Origin of the sequence: Streptomyces sp. MK7 (assembly GCF_032658145.1) — a bacterium.
Lineage (GTDB): Bacteria > Actinomycetota > Actinomycetes > Streptomycetales > Streptomycetaceae > Streptomyces > Streptomyces spiralis.
In genome coordinates, this window is sequence record NZ_JAVACL010000026.1 from 1 (window position 1) to 17,174 (window position 17,174).

Annotated in this window: 14 protein-coding genes; 8 read left to right on the forward strand and 6 right to left on the reverse strand. The window is 68.7% G+C overall.

Annotated features, from left to right (window positions below):
* Positions 1–90 precede the first annotated feature (90 nt).
* Together R2S09_RS25355 and R2S09_RS25360 are read left to right on the forward strand one after the other, a co-directional pair.
* The gene (locus R2S09_RS25355) at positions 91–1,074 is read left to right on the forward strand and encodes a Dyp-type peroxidase (protein ID WP_316743429.1); all 984 of its coding nucleotides are present in this window, start codon (positions 91–93) and stop codon (positions 1,072–1,074) included.
* 4 nt (positions 1,075–1,078) lie between these two features.
* Positions 1,079–1,894, forward strand: a complete 816-nt coding sequence (locus R2S09_RS25360; RefSeq protein WP_306191788.1) for a family 1 encapsulin nanocompartment shell protein — start codon at positions 1,079–1,081, stop codon at positions 1,892–1,894.
* A gap of 28 nt (positions 1,895–1,922) precedes the next feature.
* On the opposite strand, the gene R2S09_RS25365 is transcribed toward R2S09_RS25360, so the two are convergent.
* The 4 genes from R2S09_RS25365 to R2S09_RS25380 form a co-directional block, all read right to left on the reverse strand.
* Positions 1,923–2,159 carry a helix-turn-helix domain-containing protein gene (locus R2S09_RS25365; protein WP_316743434.1) on the reverse strand — a complete coding sequence of 79 codons (237 nt, stop codon included), beginning with the start codon at positions 2,157–2,159 and terminating at the stop codon, positions 1,923–1,925.
* Between the two features lie 286 nt (positions 2,160–2,445).
* Positions 2,446–4,758 carry an FdhF/YdeP family oxidoreductase gene (locus tag R2S09_RS25370; RefSeq protein WP_316743436.1) on the reverse strand — a complete coding sequence of 771 codons (2,313 nt, stop codon included), beginning with the start codon at positions 4,756–4,758 and terminating at the stop codon, positions 2,446–2,448.
* A gap of 36 nt (positions 4,759–4,794) precedes the next feature.
* Positions 4,795–5,313 (reverse strand): SRPBCC family protein, encoded by a 519-nt coding sequence (locus R2S09_RS25375; RefSeq protein ID WP_316743438.1) that lies wholly within the window; start codon positions 5,311–5,313, stop codon positions 4,795–4,797.
* Positions 5,314–5,716: 403 nt separating this feature from the next.
* Positions 5,717–6,544 carry a polysaccharide deacetylase family protein gene (locus R2S09_RS25380; protein WP_316743441.1) on the reverse strand — a complete coding sequence of 276 codons (828 nt, stop codon included), beginning with the start codon at positions 6,542–6,544 and terminating at the stop codon, positions 5,717–5,719.
* Between R2S09_RS25380 and R2S09_RS25385 the strand changes: the two genes are divergently transcribed.
* Positions 6,543–7,337, forward strand: coding sequence for a hypothetical protein (locus R2S09_RS25385; RefSeq protein WP_316743443.1), 795 nt, complete (start codon positions 6,543–6,545; stop codon positions 7,335–7,337). The genes R2S09_RS25380 and R2S09_RS25385 overlap by 2 nt on opposite strands.
* Here the strand turns inward: R2S09_RS25385 and R2S09_RS25390 are convergent.
* On the reverse strand, positions 7,322–8,047 hold the full coding sequence (locus R2S09_RS25390) for a FadR/GntR family transcriptional regulator (RefSeq protein WP_306191795.1): 726 nt from the start codon (positions 8,045–8,047) through the stop codon (positions 7,322–7,324). The genes R2S09_RS25385 and R2S09_RS25390 overlap by 16 nt on opposite strands.
* 440 nt (positions 8,048–8,487) lie before the next feature.
* Between R2S09_RS25390 and R2S09_RS25395 the strand changes: the two genes are divergently transcribed.
* Positions 8,488–10,905 carry a glycoside hydrolase family 95 protein gene (locus R2S09_RS25395; protein WP_316743445.1) on the forward strand — a complete coding sequence of 806 codons (2,418 nt, stop codon included), beginning with the start codon at positions 8,488–8,490 and terminating at the stop codon, positions 10,903–10,905.
* A gap of 30 nt (positions 10,906–10,935) precedes the next feature.
* Here the strand turns inward: R2S09_RS25395 and R2S09_RS25400 are convergent, their stop codons facing one another.
* Positions 10,936–11,973 carry a LacI family DNA-binding transcriptional regulator gene (locus R2S09_RS25400; RefSeq protein WP_306191797.1) on the reverse strand — a complete coding sequence of 346 codons (1,038 nt, stop codon included), beginning with the start codon at positions 11,971–11,973 and terminating at the stop codon, positions 10,936–10,938.
* Between the two features lie 182 nt (positions 11,974–12,155).
* On the opposite strand from R2S09_RS25400, the gene R2S09_RS25405 reads away from it, so the two are divergent.
* The 4 genes from R2S09_RS25405 (at position 12,156) to R2S09_RS25420 (ending at position 17,106) form a co-directional block, all read left to right on the forward strand.
* On the forward strand, positions 12,156–13,454 hold the full coding sequence (locus R2S09_RS25405; RefSeq protein ID WP_316743447.1) for a sugar ABC transporter substrate-binding protein: 1,299 nt from the start codon (positions 12,156–12,158) through the stop codon (positions 13,452–13,454).
* Between the two features lie 4 nt (positions 13,455–13,458).
* Positions 13,459–14,373 (forward strand): sugar ABC transporter permease, encoded by a 915-nt coding sequence (locus tag R2S09_RS25410; RefSeq protein WP_316743449.1) that lies wholly within the window; start codon positions 13,459–13,461, stop codon positions 14,371–14,373.
* Positions 14,357–15,310: a carbohydrate ABC transporter permease gene (locus tag R2S09_RS25415; RefSeq protein WP_316743451.1), complete on the forward strand. Its 954-nt coding sequence runs from the start codon at positions 14,357–14,359 to the stop codon at positions 15,308–15,310. The genes R2S09_RS25410 and R2S09_RS25415 overlap by 17 nt, the downstream gene beginning before the upstream one ends.
* Before the next feature lie 158 nt (positions 15,311–15,468).
* Complete coding sequence (locus tag R2S09_RS25420; protein WP_316743453.1) at positions 15,469–17,106, forward strand: GH39 family glycosyl hydrolase; 1,638 nt, start codon at positions 15,469–15,471, stop codon at positions 17,104–17,106.
* The last annotated feature ends 68 nt before the right edge of the window (positions 17,107–17,174 follow it).

The window sequence follows — 17,174 nt, forward strand, 5'->3', positions numbered from 1 at the left end:
GTCCACCACCCCGCCCCGAGCGACGAGACGGCAACGGCAGAAGCGCCTCGCTGACCCCGTGACATACCCGGCAACCAGGAGGCATGCCCTGTGGTCGAATCGCAGTCCGTGATCGCCCCGCCGGCCAAGTCCGCCGTGTTCCTCGTCTGCACCATCACCTCCGGGGGTGAGGCCGTCGTACGCGACCTGCTCCCGGACCTGGCGGGGCTGCGGCGGTCGGTGGGATTCCGGGCTCCGGACGCCGGGCTCACGTGTGTCGTCGGCATCGGCTCCACCGCGTGGGACCGCCTCTTCGCCGGGCCGCGCCCGCGCGAGCTGCACACCTTCGTGCCGCTGACGGGCGCCCGCCACCACGCGCCGTCCACCCCGGGCGATCTCCTCTTCCATCTGCGGGCCCGCCGCATGGACCTCTGCTTCGAGCTGGCCCAGCTGATCGCCGAACGGCTGCGCGGAGCGGTCACGGTGGTCGACGAAGTCCACGGGTTCAAGTCCTTCGACGAACGCGACCTCCTCGGCTTCGTCGACGGCACCGAGAACCCGGAGGGGCAACTCGCCGACGACGCGGTGTTCATCGGCGAGGAGGATCCGGAATTCGCCGGCGGCAGCTACGTCATCGTCCAGAAGTACCTGCACGACCTCACCGCCTGGAAGGCGCTGCCGACCGAGGAACAGGAGAAGGTCATCGGCCGGACCAAGCTGAACAACGTGGAACTGCCCGACGACGTCAAGCCCCCCGACTCCCATGTCGCCCTCAACACGGTCACCGACGAGGACGGCGACGAGCGGAAGATCGTGCGGGACAACATGCCGTTCGGCCGCATCGGGGACGGGGAGTTCGGTACGTACTTCATCGGCTACGCCCGCACTCCCGAGGTGACCGAGCACATGCTGCGCAACATGTTCCTCGGCGACCGACCGGACGTCCACGACCGGATCCTGGACTTCTCCACCGCGGTCACCGGCAGCCTCTTCCACGTGCCGAGCGCGGACTTCCTCGACGATCCGCCCGGACCGCCCGCGAGCACGAGCGTGGCCGGGGGTTCGCTGGGGATCGGCAGCCTCAAAGGAGCCTGATCACATGTCGACGCCCGCTGAGAGCAACAACCTCCACCGCGATCTCGCCCCGATCACATCCGCCGCGTGGACGCAGATCGAGGACGAGGCCCGCCGCACCTTCCGGCGCAATCTGGGAGGGCGTCGTGTCGTGGACGTGACGGGACCCGACGGCCCGACGCTGGCGGCGGTGGGCACCGGTCACCTCACCGGCATCGACACTCCCGCGCCGGGCGTCACCGCACGGCTGCGCCAGGTGCGGCCGCTGGTCGAACTGCGGGTTCCCTTCAAGGTCGGCCGCGCCGCGGTGGACGACGTGGAGCGCGGCGCCCAGGACTCCGACTGGCAGCCCGTGAAGGACGCGGCGCGCACCATGGCGTTCGCCGAGGACAGAGCCGTCTTCGAGGGGTACGCGGCAGCGGGCATCGACGGACTGCGCGGTCGCACCTCCCACCCGGTGCTCGCCCTGCCGGCGGAGCCTCGCGACTACCCGGACGCGGTGAGCCGGGCCCTGACGACGCTCCGGCTGGCCGGGGTGGCCGGACCGTACGCGCTGCTGCTGGGCGCCGACGCGTACACCGCGGTGAGCGAGACGTCCGATCACGGTTACCCCATCGCCGAACACCTCGGCCGGCTGCTGGACGGGCCGCCGATCTGGGCGCCCGCGCTCGACGGCGCCTTCCTGCTGTCCACCCGGGGCGGCGACTTCGAGCTGCGTCTGGGCGAGGACCTCGCGATCGGCTACACCGCGCACGACGCCGACGAAGTCGAGCTGTACTTCCGGCAGACGCTGACCTTCCTGGTGTACACCGACGAGGCGGTGGTGGCATTCACGTCCTGAACTCGGGCCGGCGCGGGCCGCGCACCGGTCATGACCGGCCGGCGTTGAGGCGTACCGCCTGTGCCGCGGTCGCCAGTTCGGCGAGGGCCGGCGGCTCGTTCAGCGACCGGCCGGTCAGCTCGCGGATCCGGTTGAGCCGGTAGCGGACGGTGTTGGGGCGGCAGTGCAGGACCCGCGCGGCGCGGTCGGCCGAGCCGCCGTGGTGCAGGAACGCGTCGAGGGTGTCCAGGAGCGCGTCGCGGTCCTCCGGCGGCAGGTCGACCACGGCGCCGAGCACCTGTGCTGCGCCAGCCGCCGTCCCTCGTCGGGGTCGTGGGCGACGAGGGCGGCAAGCGGGCTGGTGCTGAACACGCGCACCTCGGCCTTCCCGGCGATCAGCCCGGGCAGCCGCTGTCCGGCCCAGGCGACCAGTTCGGCGAGTGCGGCCGCGCGGGCCCGGCCTGCTCCGTCCGCACCGGTTCGATCCGCACTGGTTCGATCGCCCACGAGCACTCCCCGTCCGGCCCCTGCCAGGCTACCCGCGGCGGCGGGCCGGCGCCGGGCGCCGCTGGTCAGCCCGGGGAGGTCATCGGCTGTGGCGCCGTGGGCTCCAGGCGGACCACGACGCCCTTGGACGTGGGCTGGTTGCTGATGTCGGCCACGCTGTCCAGGGGTACCAGGCCCTGGGTCTCCGGGTAGTACGAGGCGGCGCACCCCCGGCTGGTCGGGTACGGGACCACCTCGAAGTCCTCGGCACGACGATCGGCGCCGTCGGTCCACACGCCGATCAGGTCGACGTGCTGTCCTTCGGACAGGCCGAGTTCGGTCAGGTCGGCCGGGTTGACGAGGACCACCCGGCGGCTGCCGTGGATGCCCCGGTAGCGGTCGTCGGGCGTGTACGGGATGGTGTTCCACTGGTCGTGGGAGCGCAGGGTCTGCAACAGCAGGTGCCCTTCGGGCAGGTGCGGCATCTCCCAGTCGTTGCAGGTGAACAGCGCCTTGCCGACGGCGGTGGGGAACACGCCCTCGTTGACCGGGTTCGGCAGCTGGATGCCGCCCGGGCGGGCCACCCGCCGGTTGAAGTCGTGCAGTCCCGGCACGATCCGGGAGATCCGGTCGCGGATCGCTCCGTAGTCGGCCTCGAACCGGTCCCAGGGGATGTCGGGTCTGCCGTTCAGGGTCCGGCGGGCGAGCCGGCACAGGATGGCGACCTCGCTGAGCAGGAGCTTGGAGGCCGGCTTCAGCCGCCCCCGCGAGGAGTGCACCTCGCTCATCGAGTTCTCCACGGTGACGAACTGCTCGCCGCCGGCCTGGATGTCCCGTTCGGTGCGGCCGAGGGTGGGCAGGATGAGCGCGGTCCGGCCGCAGACGGCGTGGGACAGGTTGAGCTTGGTGGAGATGTGGGCGGTCAGGCGGCAGTTGCGCAGGGCTGCCTCGGTGACCTCGCTGTCCGGTGCGGCCCGGACGAAGTTGCCGGCCAGCGCGAGGAAGAACTTGACGCGGCCCTCACGCATCGCCCTGATCGAGTTCACCGAGTCCACTCCGTGGGCGCGCGGCGGGTCGAAGCCGAACTCGCGCTGCAGCGCGTCCAGGAAGGAGTCGGGCATCTGCTCCCAGACTCCCATGGTGCGGTCGCCCTGCACGTTGCTGTGGCCGCGCACCGGGCAGGCTCCGGTGCCGGCCCTGCCGAGGTTTCCGCGCAGCATCAGGAAGTTCACGATCTCCCGGATGGTGGGCACCCCGTGCTTGTGCTGGGTGACCCCCATGGCCCAGCAGACGACGACCCGTTCGCTGCGCAGCACGTCGTCGCGGACGTGCTCGATCTGCGTCCGGCTCAGGCCGGTCGCGGTGAGCACGTCCTCCCAGGAGATGGATCGGACGTGCTCGGCGAACTCCTCGAAGCCGCTGGTGTCGGCGCGGATGAAGTCGTGGTCCAGAACCTGCCCGGGCCGGGCGTCCTCGGCCTCCAGCAGCAGCCGGTTCAGCGCCTGGAACAGCGCCAGGTCACCGCCTGCGCGGATGTGCAGGAACCGGTCGGCGATCTGGACGCCGCGCCCGATCACCCCGCGCGCCTTCTGCGGGTTCTTGAACCTCAGCAGGCCGGCTTCGGGCAGGGTGTTCACCGCGATGATGCGGGCGCCGTTGAGCTTGGCCTGTTCCAGTGCGGACAGCTGCCGCGGGTGGTTGGTGCCGGGGTTCTGCCCCACCAGGAAGATCAGGTCGGCGTGGTGGAGGTCGTGCAGGCTGACCGTGCCCTTGCCGGTGCCCAGCGTCTCGTGCAGGGCGAAGCCGCTGGACTCGTGGCACATGTTGCTGCAGTCGGGCAGGTTGTTGGTGCCGAAGGCGCGGGCGAACAACTGCAGGACGAACGCGGCCTCGTTGCTTGCCCTGCCCGAGGTGTAGAAGACCGCCTCGTCGGGCGAGTCCAGGGAGTTCAGCTCGCCGGCGAGCAGTCGGAAGGCGTCGTTCCAGCTGATCGGCTCGTAGTGGTCGGACTCCGGCCACTTCACCATCGGTTCCGTGAGCCGTCCTTGATGGTTCAACCACATGTCGGACTGCCGGCTCAGCTCGGAGACGCTGTGCTCACGGAAGAAGTCGGCGGTGATGCGCCGCGTCGTGGCCTCGTCGTTGATGTGCTTGGCGCCGTTCTCGCAGTACTCGTTGCGGTGCCGGTGGCCCGGAGCGGGGTCCGCCCAGGCGCAGCCGGGGCAGTCGATGCCGCCCACCTGGTTCATGGCCAGCAGGTCCACCCCGGTCTTCAGCGGGGACGTCTGCTCCAGGGAGTACTCCAGGGCGTGCACCACGGCGGGAACTCCCGCGGCCCACTTCTTGGGCGGCGTCACGGTCAGCTCGTCCTTCGGCTGTTCACCGCGGGGCTCGTTCATCGGGTCGCCTCTCGCTCTTCCTGTTCCCGCCCGAGGTCAACCGACCGGCCAGCAGGGCACCCGGCTCCTCGGCGGTTCCGGTTCCACGGGCCGCACGTGTCCGTTGCGGATGGTTCCCCGCCAGGCACCGCCCGCCTCCCCCAGCCCCTCGATGTACTCCCTGAAGTGGCCGAGCTCCGCCCGTACGACACGCCTCGTCAGCCCGGGCGCCACGGTGAGCACACCGGCGACGCCGCGCGGCTCCACCTCCAGCCGCACGCTGACCGACGTACTCCCCTCGCCGACGGACCGGAACGACACCTCGCCGCGGTGGGAGGGACGCCGCTCGAGGCTCCGCCAGGCCAGATGGGAGTCGGGCTCCTGCTCGACGATCTCCGCCTGGAACTCACGGCACACCGGTCCCACACCGATGACCCACGTGGTGACGTTCGGCTTGACCTGCTCGACCCGCTTCACCACGGTCATGAACCGGGGAAAGCTCTTGAACTGCGTCCACTGGTCGTACGCGGTCCGCACCGGTACCGCGATCTCGATCGTTTCCGTGATGGTGCTCATGACGTACCCATCTCCAGGCGCCGCTGTCTCCCAGTCTCACCGCCCGCCAGCCGGGCCGCCACACGGCCGACGTGCGGCCGACGTGCGGCCGACGTGCGGCCCGGACGGGCTGCGCCGTGGGCCGGTCCTGCCGTTCTTCCTTCTGCCGGGCGGGGTCGGGGCCTTCCTGGACTGCGTGCCGTGAAGGGGTTGCTGCTGCGCCTGTCGGCGCTCGATCCGGACGCGGCCACCGCGGGGTGGGGGTGATCGCTCACTTCGAGGCGCTGCTGCGGGCCGCCTGGTGGTGGGCCGGAGGGTCGGCCGTGCCGTGGCCGTCCTGCGCGAGGCCGGCGGCGGTCGGTGCGGCGGCCACCACGAGCGCGGCCGTGAGCAGCGTCAGGGGGAGGCGGTCCGGGGGACGTGGTCAGGCGCGGCGGGCGGGCATGTCGAAGCGCCGGCCCGCGGCGCGGAACTCGGGGATGATCCGGTCGACGGCCTCGACGGTCTGGCGGCGGTCGCCGCCCCCGTCGTGCAGCAGCACCACCGCGCCCGGCGTGGTGCCCTCCCGCAGGCGGCGCACGAGTTCGTCGGTGCCCGGCGGTTCCCGGTCACCGACGGCGAGCCGCCGGCCGAGCGGCCGCATGTCCAGTCCGGCGGCGACCTCGGGGCTCCTCCCCCAACTGCCGTACGGGGCCCGGAACCAGCGGACGGGAGCACCGGACGCCGCCTGGTGGATCAGCGCACCGGTCTGCTTGAGGTCCGCGCGGATCCGCTCCGGTGTCCAGGCGGACATGTCGTCGTGGTGCAGGGAGTGGTTGCCCGGCTCATGGCCGTCGCGCACGATCTCCCGCACCACCTCGGGGTGTTCCCGCACATGGTCGCCCCACAGGCACAACACGGCCCGGACGTGATGCTTGCGCAGTACCTCCAGGAGCCGTGGGGCGGCCTGCGGGTCGGGCCCGTCGTCGAACGTGAGCGCCACACTCCGCCTCCGTGGGCGGTGGAGTCGACGACCGTCGGTGGGTTCCCGCTCGGGAGGTCGGCAGTGGTGGCGGTGGTGGTCAATGTTTCCCCTCATGGGTGCCGTCGGTGCGGTACCGGAGCAAGGGAACGGTGCCATGACCCGTCGGGACGGGTCATCGGACGGTGTCGGACATCGGGCCGCCCGCGTCCGACCCTGGCGCGTACGGCGCCGCCGCGAGTCGGGAGCGGCACTTCCGTTGTCAGTGCTGTGCGCTTCACTGTCCGCCATGGAGCTCACACAAGCGAAGGTCGACGACCTGCTGGCCGAACTCGGCCCGGGTGACGGCTACATGTACCTGCCCAGGGAGCTGAACCGGCATGACCTCACCGACCTGATCGCCGACAGGTACGGCGCCCCGCGCACCCTCGTCCTCGACGGCTTCACCGATCCGACGGTCGACGACTCCAGGGGCGCGGCGCTCCTGGTCCCCTTCGCGGACCGGGCCGTGACGATACGGGCGTGGGCGTACGGGGATCAGTGGGTCGGCACCGGTACGGCGCGGGACGCGGAGGGGATCGAGCGGCCGGTGCTGGTGGTCGCTCACAGGGAGGTGCCCGAACCCTCGGCGGTCGTTCCGGAGGAGGGCGTCGACTGGACGGAGCGGCTCATACGGATCACCGGCTGGACGCAGCCCGCCCAGCGGCCGGACGTGGACTGGGCGGAGACGGAGTCCCGGCTGGGCACCGCGCTGCCGAGCGACTACAAGCGCATGGTCGAGACGTTCGGCGCGGGCGCCTTCGACGCATACCTGGATCTGAACCAGGAGCCGTGGACGGATCTCAGAGACGACGGTCTGCTCATCTGGGCGGGCACGGAACACGAGGACCTGTACTGCTGGAGGGCCGACGGCGACGACCCCGACCATTGGCCCGTCGTGGTCCGCTCCTTCGACAACGGTGACATCCCCTTCGACTGCCGGACCGCGGAGTTCGTCTGCCACGTCCTCACCGACCCGCACCACCCGTTCACGATGGCCCGCTGGTTCGACACCCACTGGTTCATGAACTACCGGGATCGATAGGCGGTCGTCGCGCCGCTCGGAACGCCGCCGTTGGGCTCCAAGTGCTCACGCAGCCACTGCTCGGTGGTGCTGACGTGCAGCAGCGCGGCGGCCTGGGCGAGGGCGGCATCGCCGGCAACCAGCGCCTGGTGGATCGCCTCGTGTTCGGCGACCGTGCGGGCAGCGGCGTTGTCGTCGACCAGACCGCGCCAGACTCGGGCGCGCAGCGTCCGGCTGGAGATCCCTTCCAGCAGGGTGGCGAGGGTGGCGTTGCCGGTGGCCGCGACCACCGCCCGGTGGAACGCGGCGTCGTGCTCGTTGAGCCGCTCCACGTCGTCCCAGGCCGCTCGCATCGCGTTCAGGTGCCGCTCCACCTCCGCCAGTTCCTCGGGCGAGATCCGGGTGGCGGCGAGGCCCGTGGCGACCGGTTCGAACAGTCGGCGTACCTCGCACAGCTCGAGCAAGGTGTCGCCGTGCAGCAGTTCCACCGCTGACCCGATGCTGCTCAGCAGCAGCCCGGGTTCGAGGCTGGTCACATACGTGCCGTCGCCCCGGCGGATCTCCAGTACGCGGGCGACGACCAGTGCCTTCACCGCTTCTCGCATGAGATTGCGGGACAGACCCAGCTCCGCGGCCAGCTGCTGCTCGGGCGGCAGCTTGGCGCCTGGCGGCAGCTCGCCGGACTGGATGAGATCCCTGATGCGGTCGATGGCCTTGTCGGTCAGTGACATGCGACTGCTCCCTGCTCGTTGCCCCAGGCCGCGGCAGCGTAGCAAGACATCCCATCACTGCGAAAGATATGGGATGCCCGTGAGCCTTCACACACAATACGCCGACGCGAACAGGCAGGTGGAGCGAGTTCATGCGCATCCATTGCCTCAAGGGTATGGACACTCAGGTCGGGCGACCCTATAAATCCATCCCATGTCCAACGTCTGCCGTAGCAGAGGGCGCATCTCTTTGAACACGACGATGGGTGGTCGCCATGGCGGCGGGACAGCACTCGACCCTCCGAGCCGAAGGTCCTGGGCCGACGGGTGAGCGCTTCCGCGCGACTCCGCCGGCAAGGAGAACGGCATGCGCTCCCCCTTCGCTGCCGCCCGAGCCCGGCTGACCGCGTCACCACACCCGAATGACCAGCCCAACCCGCGATCGAAAGGCAGGCATTCCCATGGAACGAAGAGACTTCCTCGCCACCTCCGCGGCCACGTCCGCCGCACTCGCCGTCGGTCTCCCGCCCGTTGCGGCGGCCGCGGCGCCGCAGACCACCTCGGAAGCGGTGGGTGCCGCCGCCCCGGAGGCCTCCCGTCTCGCTCTCTGGTACGACAAGCCCGCAGGCCAATGGCTGGAGGGGTTGCCGCTCGGCAACGGCCGCCTTGGCGCCATGGTGTTCGGCGGAGTGGACACCGAGCAGCTCCAGCTCAATGAAGACACCCTCTGGGCGGGCGGCCCCTATGAACCCGCCAACCCTCAGGGTCTGGCGAACCTCCCCGAGATCCGGCGCCGAATCTTCGCCGGCGAGTGGAACTCCGCCCAGGACCTGATCAACTCCACCTTCCTGGGCATCCCGGTCGGGGAGTTGATGTACCAGACAGTCGGCAACCTGCGCCTGACGTTCCCGGGGACAGGTGACGTCAGCTCCTACCGTCGTGAGCTGGACCTGGACACAGCCGTGGCGACCACGACGTACGTCCGCGACGGAGTGGCATACCGTCGCGAGGCCTTCGCCGGCCACGCCGACCAGGTGATTGCGGTCCGGCTGACCGCGGATTCCCCCGGTGCCCTGTCGTTCACCGCCGCCTTCGACAGTCCCCAGCAGGCTCAGACGTCGTCGCCGGACCGGATCACCGCCGCTCTGGAGGGGACCGGGCAGACGCGTGAGGGGGTCACCGGCCGGGTCCGCTTCCGCGCCCTGGTCCGTGCCCGCGCCGAAGGGGGCATCGTGCGCAGCGAGAACGGCACGCTCGCCGTGGACGGGGCCGACGCGGTGACCCTGCTGGTGTCCGTCGGCACCAGTTACAACGACTACCGGGACGCCTCAGGTGACCACCGCGCCCGCGCCGAGCGCCCTCTGAACGCCGCAGCCGACACCCCCTACGGGCAGTTGCGCTCCCGGCACGTGCGCGACCACCGCGCGCTCTTCCGCCGGGTCACGCTCGACCTCGGCACCACGGATGCGGCGGCGGCGCCGACCGATCGGCGGGTGGCCGCGTTCTCTCAGGCCGACGACCCGCAACTGGTGGCGCTTCACTACCAGTTCGGCCGCTACCTGCTCATCTCCTCGTCCCGCCCCGGCACACAGCCCGCCAATCTGCAGGGCATCTGGAACGACCAGCTGTCCCCGCCCTGGGACTCCAAGTACACGATCAACATCAACGCGGAGATGAACTACTGGCCCGCGCCCACCACCAACCTCCTGGAGTGCTGGGATCCGGTCTTCGCCCTGCTCGACGACCTCGCCCAGGCCGGACAGAAGACCGCCAGGGTGCAGTACGGAGCCGACGGCTGGGTCGCCCATCACAACACCGACGCCTGGCGTGGCACCGCGCCCGTGGACGGAGCGTTCTGGGGGATGTGGCCCACCGGCGGCGCCTGGCTCGCCACCTCCGTGTGGGAGCACTACCGCTTCACCGGTGACAGCGCGGCCCTGCGCCGACGGCTGCCCGTGGTCGAAGGAGCGGTCCGCTTCTTCCTCGACGCGCTCGTCCACGACCCCACCAGCGGATACCTGGTCACCTGTCCGTCCGTCTCGCCCGAGAACGCCCACCACCCCGGCGTGTCCGCATGTGCGGGCCCGACGATGGACAACCAGATCCTGCGTGACCTCTTCGACGGCTACCTCGCCGCCTGCGACGTGCTCGGCACCACCAGCCCGTACGCCGACCGGGTGCGCCGGGCCCGGGCCCAGCTGCCGCCCATGAAGATCGGCGCCCTGGGGCAGCTGCAGGAGTGGCAGCAGGACTGGGACGCGGGGGCACCCGAGCAGCAGCACCGCCACATCTCCCATCTGTACGGCCTCCACCCCAGCAACCAGATCACCAAGCGCACAACCCCGGAACTCTTCCGGGCCGCTCTGAAGACTCTGGAGATGCGTGGGGACGACGGCACCGGCTGGTCCCTCGCCTGGAAGATCAATTTTTGGGCGCGCGCGGAAGACGGCGCCCGCTCCTACAAGCTGCTCACCGACCTGCTCACCCCCGACCACACCGCCCCGAACCTGTTCGACCTGCACCCGCCCTTCCAGATCGACGGCAACTTCGGCGCCACCGCCGGCGTGACCGAATGGCTGCTCCAGTCCCACACCGGTGAGGTCCACCTGCTGCCCGCCCTGCCGCCGCAGCTCCCTGCGGGCCGGGTCACCGGCCTCCTCGCCCGCGGCGGCCTCACCGTCGGCCTCTCCTGGCTCGACGGCGCGCTGGCCCAGGCCCGCCTGACAGCGCGCCGGCACGGCACCGTCCGACTCCGCACCGCCGCACCGGTCACCGTGCATTCCGCAGGCGGCGCCGAAACAGAGGTGGAGCGCCCCGAAAGCACCCTCGCGGTGTTCGGGACCGAGGCAGGCGGGGAGTATGTGATCACGCCGCTCTGACGCCGCGCGGCGCCCTCTGTGCGGAGCGGGTCATGTGGCGGGACCCGTGGAGTCGCGGACATTGAGGGTGGTCGCCAGCTGGAGGTGCCGGGAGGCGGGCTGGACGCCGTCCGCCATGCCGAGGGCGGTCTCGACGGCCATTCGGCCCATGCCGACGAGAGGCTGCCCGACGGACGTCAGCCGGGGGGTCGTCCATTGGGCCTGTGGCGTGTCGTCGAACCCCGTGACCGACAGATCCCCAGGGACGGCGATGTGCAGTTCATTGGCCGCGGCGAGCACGCCGACGGCGATTTCGTCGTTGCCCGCGACGATCGCGGTCGGCCGCTCGTCGCGCGCCAGCATGTCATGGGCGTGCCGGAGCCCGGCTTCGACGGAGAACGTGTCGTGGCGGATCATCACGTCGTCCGGCGTGATGCCCGCCGAGTGCAGCGCGGCCTGGTACCCGTGGAAGCGCTCCGCCGAGGGAGCGGAACCCACAGGGCCGCCGATCCAGGCGATCCTGCGGTGCCCCAGCCTGATGACATGCTCGGTCGCCGAGCGGCCACCCGCCCAGTTGGTGGAACCGATGCTGACGACACGCGAGTCGGTGGTGTCGATCGGGTCGATCGACACCACCGGCAGCTCCGCGTCCTCCGCGGCGCGGAGCACGGAGTCGGGCACGGCGACGGCGAGCGCGACGATGCCGACGACGCCGGACGCCCGCAGCTCCGCGATCCAGGCACGGGCCGCTGTGCGGCTTGCGCCGGTCCAGTCCTCGGGCGGGAGGCGCAGGAGGAGCTCGGCCTGCGCGGCCGTCGCGGCCACGAGGATCCCTTGGAGCACCGTCCCGGCGTAGCGGGACTCGACGATGTCGAGCACGGTGACGAGCGTCCGCTCCCGCTGCACATCCCGCCGTGCCGTCGTCGGCTTGTAGCCGAGCTCGGCGATGACACCGAGGACGAGGTCGCGCGTGTTCGCCCCCACGTCGCTGCGTCCGTTGAGGACCTTCGAGGCGGTCGCCGGTGAGACACCGGCCAGCCGGGCGACATCCGCGAGGGTGGCTCGTTCGGAATGAGATCGCCGACTCATCGTGACTCCGTTCCACGTCCGAAACTTTTTCGAAGCTGGGCGCACGTTACACACCCGCCACCCCTGTCGTCCATCTCGCACCTGCCCAACTCCTTGACGTGACCGGATCAGGCCAGTAACTTGCCACGAGCTTCGAAAATGATGCGAAAAAGTTTCGGGTCATCTCAAGGAGGAGGCGGCTCATGAGGCTCCGCAAGCAGGCAAGGCTCCTTTCCGCGGCGCTCGGGCTGACGCTCGTACTGGGTGCTTGCTCGAGTGGGTCGTCGGACGGCGGCAACGGCAAGGTGAAGCTCACGGTCTGGAGTTGGGACGACACCGTCGCGAAGGCCGTGCCCGGTTTCGAGGCGGCGAATCCGAACATCAAGGTCAAGGTGGTCAACGCCGGCTCGTCGTTCGACGAGTACACGGCTCTGGACAATGCGATCCAGGCGGGTTCCGGTGTGCCGGACCTCGCGATGTTCGAGTACTTCGCGGTGCCCTACTTCGCCATTCCCGGCAAGCTCGACAATCTCGGGGAATTCGGCGTCGACAACCTCAAGAAGGACTACGTCGACGCCGCGTGGAACGACGTGACAGTCGATGGCAAGGTCTACGCACTTCCTTCCGACTACGGGCCGTCGGTCATGTTCTACAACCAGGCCACTCTCAAAAAGGCGGGTGTGAACGAACCCCCGGCCACGTGGGACGAGTACTACAAGGACGCCAAGAAGATCCGCGCGCTCGGTGGCGACTACTACATCGCCCAGGACACCGGGGACCTCTTCTTCCTGCTCTCGCTCATCTGGCAGGCCGGCGGTCGCCCGTTCAAGGTGGACGGCACCAAGGTGCACATCGACTTCTCGGAGCCCGCCACGACCAAGGCCGTGGCGTTCTGGCAGAAGATGCTCGACGAAGGCTTGCTCAACACCAAGGTCACGGCGTGGTCCAACGACTGGAACCGCACGCTCAACGACGGAACTCTTGCCTCGCAGATCATGGGCGGCTGGCTGACCGCGTCACTGCCCCAGCGCGCACCCAAGGCCGCCGGTGACTTCAGAGTCGCGCTGATGCCGCAGTGGCAACGGGGCGACGAGGTCGGGGCCGAGAACGGCGGCAGCGGCTTCGGCATCCCGGCCGCTGCCCCGCACAAGGACGCGGCATTCAAGTTCCTCGAGTACTTCACGCACGGCGGCGGCCTGTCGTCCCGCGTCGATGCGGGCGCCTTCGTGCCGAACACGTCGGTGTTGGCGAGCACGGACTCCCAGAACAAGGCCAACAAGTACTTCGGTGACCAGAAGGTCGGTCCCGTGCTGGCGCAAGCCTCGAAGTCGGTCGCGCGCGGCTGGCAGTTCCCACCGTTCTTCGAGTGGGCCCGGTCGGCCTACGGCGACCTCGTGTCGAAGTTCTACACCACAGGCAAGGGCTCGCTCGCGGGAATCCTGGAGGAGTGGAAGCAGCGCATGATCAAGTACGGCAACGAGCAGGGTTTCGAGGTGGACTGACGCTGTGACGTCGCCAAACACCGCGCACCACCCGGCATCGGCCGGAACGCGCGGCAGGAAACAGATCGGACTGGCGTTCATCGCACCCTTCGGGCTGTTGTTCATGCTCGTGTACATCGTGCCGATCGTCTACGCCGGCTACCTCAGCCTCTTCCAGCAGAAGCTCATCGGGGGCAACACGTTCACCGGGCTCGCCAACTACACCAAGCTGTTCCATGATGCGCAGTTCTGGGACGGTGTGGGCCGGGTCTTCTCGTTCACCCTCGTCCAGGTGCCGGTCATGCTGATCCTCGCCGTGGTGCTGGCGCTGGCACTGGACTCCAGGCGTCTGCACGGCACCGGGTTCATGCGGGTGTCGATCTTTCTCCCCTATGCGGTGCCGGCGGTCGTGTCGACCCTCATGTGGGGATTCATGCTGGGCGTCAAATACGGCCTGCTCGGCAGCCTCGACAACGCTCTGGGCACGGATCTCAACCCCTTCGCCCCCAGTACCACGCTCATCTCCATCGGCGTCATGGTGACCTGGGCCTTCACCGGCTTCAACATGCTCATCTTCTACGCCGTGCTCAAGGCCGTGCCGCGCGAACTGTACGAGGCCGCGGCACTCGACGGGGCGAACGAATTTCAAGTGGTCCTCAGAATCAAGCTACCGGCACTGCGACAGTCCCTGGTCATCGCGATCATCTTCTCGATCATCGGCACGTTCCAGATTTTCAACGAGCCGCAGATCCTGCCCTCCATGGTGGCCAACAGCGGCATCACCACCCACTACACGCCCAACCTGTACGCCTACAACCTGGCCTTCACCGGATCTCAGCAAGGCTATGCGGCAGCCCTCGCGCTCGTCATGGCCGCGATCACGATCGCGGTCGCCTACGCCGTCCAGATCAGAGGATTGAGAAATGCCTTCGATCATTAGCACAGGAGCTGAATCCGGGGAAGCCCACGTCGTGACATCCGGCTCATCGACCGGTCATACCCGCGACCGCCGTCGCCGCTATACCGTGGAGAACCCCAAGAAGAGCGTGACTCTCACTGTCATGACAGGGTTGTCCGCCCTGTACTGCCTGCTGCCACTTGTGTGGCTGGTCATCAACGCGACCAAGTCACAGGCCGACTTCGTCTCCTCGTTCGGGCTCGCGCCCGGTCACAGGTTCGCCCTGTGGGACAACATCGTCGAGGTGTTCAGATACCAGGACGGGATTTTCTCCCGGTGGCTGCTCAACACCGTCATCTACGTCGTCGTGGGCGCGGTCGTGTCGACGTTCCTGGCGGCCCTCGGCGGGTATGCCCTGGCGAAGCTCCAGTTCGGCGGCAAGCGCGTGCTCCTTTTCGTCATCCTGGGATCGATCGCGGTGCCGGGCATCGCCCTGGCGATCCCACAGTTCTTGCTGTTCGCGCATCTCGGCATCACCAACACCCCGTGGGCCGTTCTCATACCGAGTTTCATCAACCCCTTCGGGTTGTACCTGATGTGGGTGTACACGGCCGAAGCCGTACCGACGGACCTGCTCGATGCCGCGAAGGTCGACGGCGCCGGCGAGCTCAGGACCTTCGTCCAGATCGCGCTTCCGCTGCTCGCGCCGGCAAGCGTGACGGTCCTGCTCTTCTCGTTCGTATCGATCTGGAACAACTACTTCCTTCCGCTGATCATGCTCAAGGATCCCAACTGGTATCCGCTGACCATCGGACTCAATGAATGGAACAAGCTGGGATCGACCGCGGGGAACGGCGCTCTCATCCAGAATCTCGTGATCACAGCCGCGCTGCTGACAGTCGTACCGCTGATCATCGCGTTCCTCAGCCTGCAGCGGTACTGGCAGTCAGGCGTTTCGCTCGGCGCCGTCAAGGGCTAGGGCCTGTCCGGCGGACCTTGCCGAAGAAGCGGGGCGTCGCACGCCCCGCTCACCGGCACTGACCGACGACGACGCCTCAGCAGCCTGAAATCGACATTGGGCCGGCAGGGACAAACCGGCTGCCTTCCACACGCGACTCCGCAAAGAAATGTGAGACGATGACAAACGACGCCCAGAGCGAATCTCGGGTCCGGATCGACGGCGAGCTTCGCGACGAGAGCCCACTTCCGCACATCTGGTCGGAGTGCGTCGGCGCCGGACGGGCGAATGAGGCATTGCGCGCGGACTGGCAACAGCAGTTCGGCGAGGCTGTCGATGCCTGCGGATTCCGCTACATCCGCTTCCACGGGATTTTTCACGACGACATGTTCGTGTACCGGGAGAGTTACGGTCACGGGTTCGGCCCGAACACGCCCCTCGCCTCCCCGATGTACACCTTCAGCTACGTCGACAAGGTGTTCGACTTCATCTTGGAATCCGGCGCCCGCCCCTTCGTGGAACTGGGCTTCATGCCACGCGAGTTGGCGACCGTACACGAAACGGTGTTCTGGTGGGGTGCGCACTGCAGCCCGCCCAAGGACATGGCGCGCTGGGTTGAGCTGGTGACGCGTTCGGTCGAACACTGGATCGACCGATACGGTCTCGCTGAGGTACGCCAATGGCGATTCGAAGTGTGGAACGAACCGAATCTGGTTCCGCACTTCTGGACGGGAACGAAGACGGAGTACTTCGAACTCTACGAGCACACTGTGACGGCGATCAAGAACATCGATCCCGAGCTGAAGGTGGGCGGACCCGCAACGAGCGTCTTCGTGCCCGACGACCGCTACAAGGGCGAGGTCGAGGACCGCTCGGCGATGCACGAGACGGCGAGCGCGTCCGACGTGGACGCGCTGGACTGGCGCCCGGTGTGGGTCGAAGACTTCATCGACTGGTGCGCGAAGCGCGGACTCCCGGTCGACTTCATCTCGACTCACCTGTACCCGACCGATTTCGCGTACGGCGCCGACGGCCGGGCGGTCCACATCACCCGATACGCCGATGCGACGTTCGACGACCTGACCCTCCTTAACGATCTTGTGGCGAACAGCGCATATCCGGACGCGGAGATCCATGTCACGGAGTGGTCGACCTCGCCGTCCGCCCGCGACTTCGTCCATGACACCCTGTTCGCGGCCACGTACATCACGCGGACGTACCTGAAATGTGCCACCCTCGCCGACTCGATCTCCTACTGGACCTTCACGGACGTGTTCGAGGAAGGAGGGGCCGGGCTCGGACCGTTTCACGGCGGGTTCGGCCTGGTGAACGAGGCCGGCATGCACAAGCCCACATTCCACGCGTTCAGGATGCTCCGACGGCTGGGGGACCGGCTTCTCCTCGCGACGGCCGAGGGCGTCGTGACCCGGGACAGCCGGACATCCGCTCTGTCGGCGCTGTTCTTCAACTACCCCGAGGAGATGGCCACGAGGGGTGTCGGTTCGGCGAACTCGTATCCGGCGACGCGCGCGCTGGCCGAGATGGGGCCGAACCGAAGGATCCGTCACTCGATCGGTGAACTCGAGCCAGGGACCCGGTTCCTCGTCGAGATCATGGACTGGGAGCACGGGAACGTCGCCGAAGCCTGGCACCGGCTCGGATCGCCCCTCAACCTGTCCCGGGCGGACAGCACATACCTGAGCACGGTCGCCGACTCGCTCCGCGGTTTCACGCTGACGGTGCCCGACAGCGGTGTGCTCGAGATCGATGTCGACCTCTCGCCGTGGGCGGTGATGTCGGTGCGGCAGGCCGCGTGAGGCCCGCCGACCGTCCGGAGGGCCGGCAGCAGTCCCGGACGACGCTGCCCCCGCGTCAGGAGCACGGC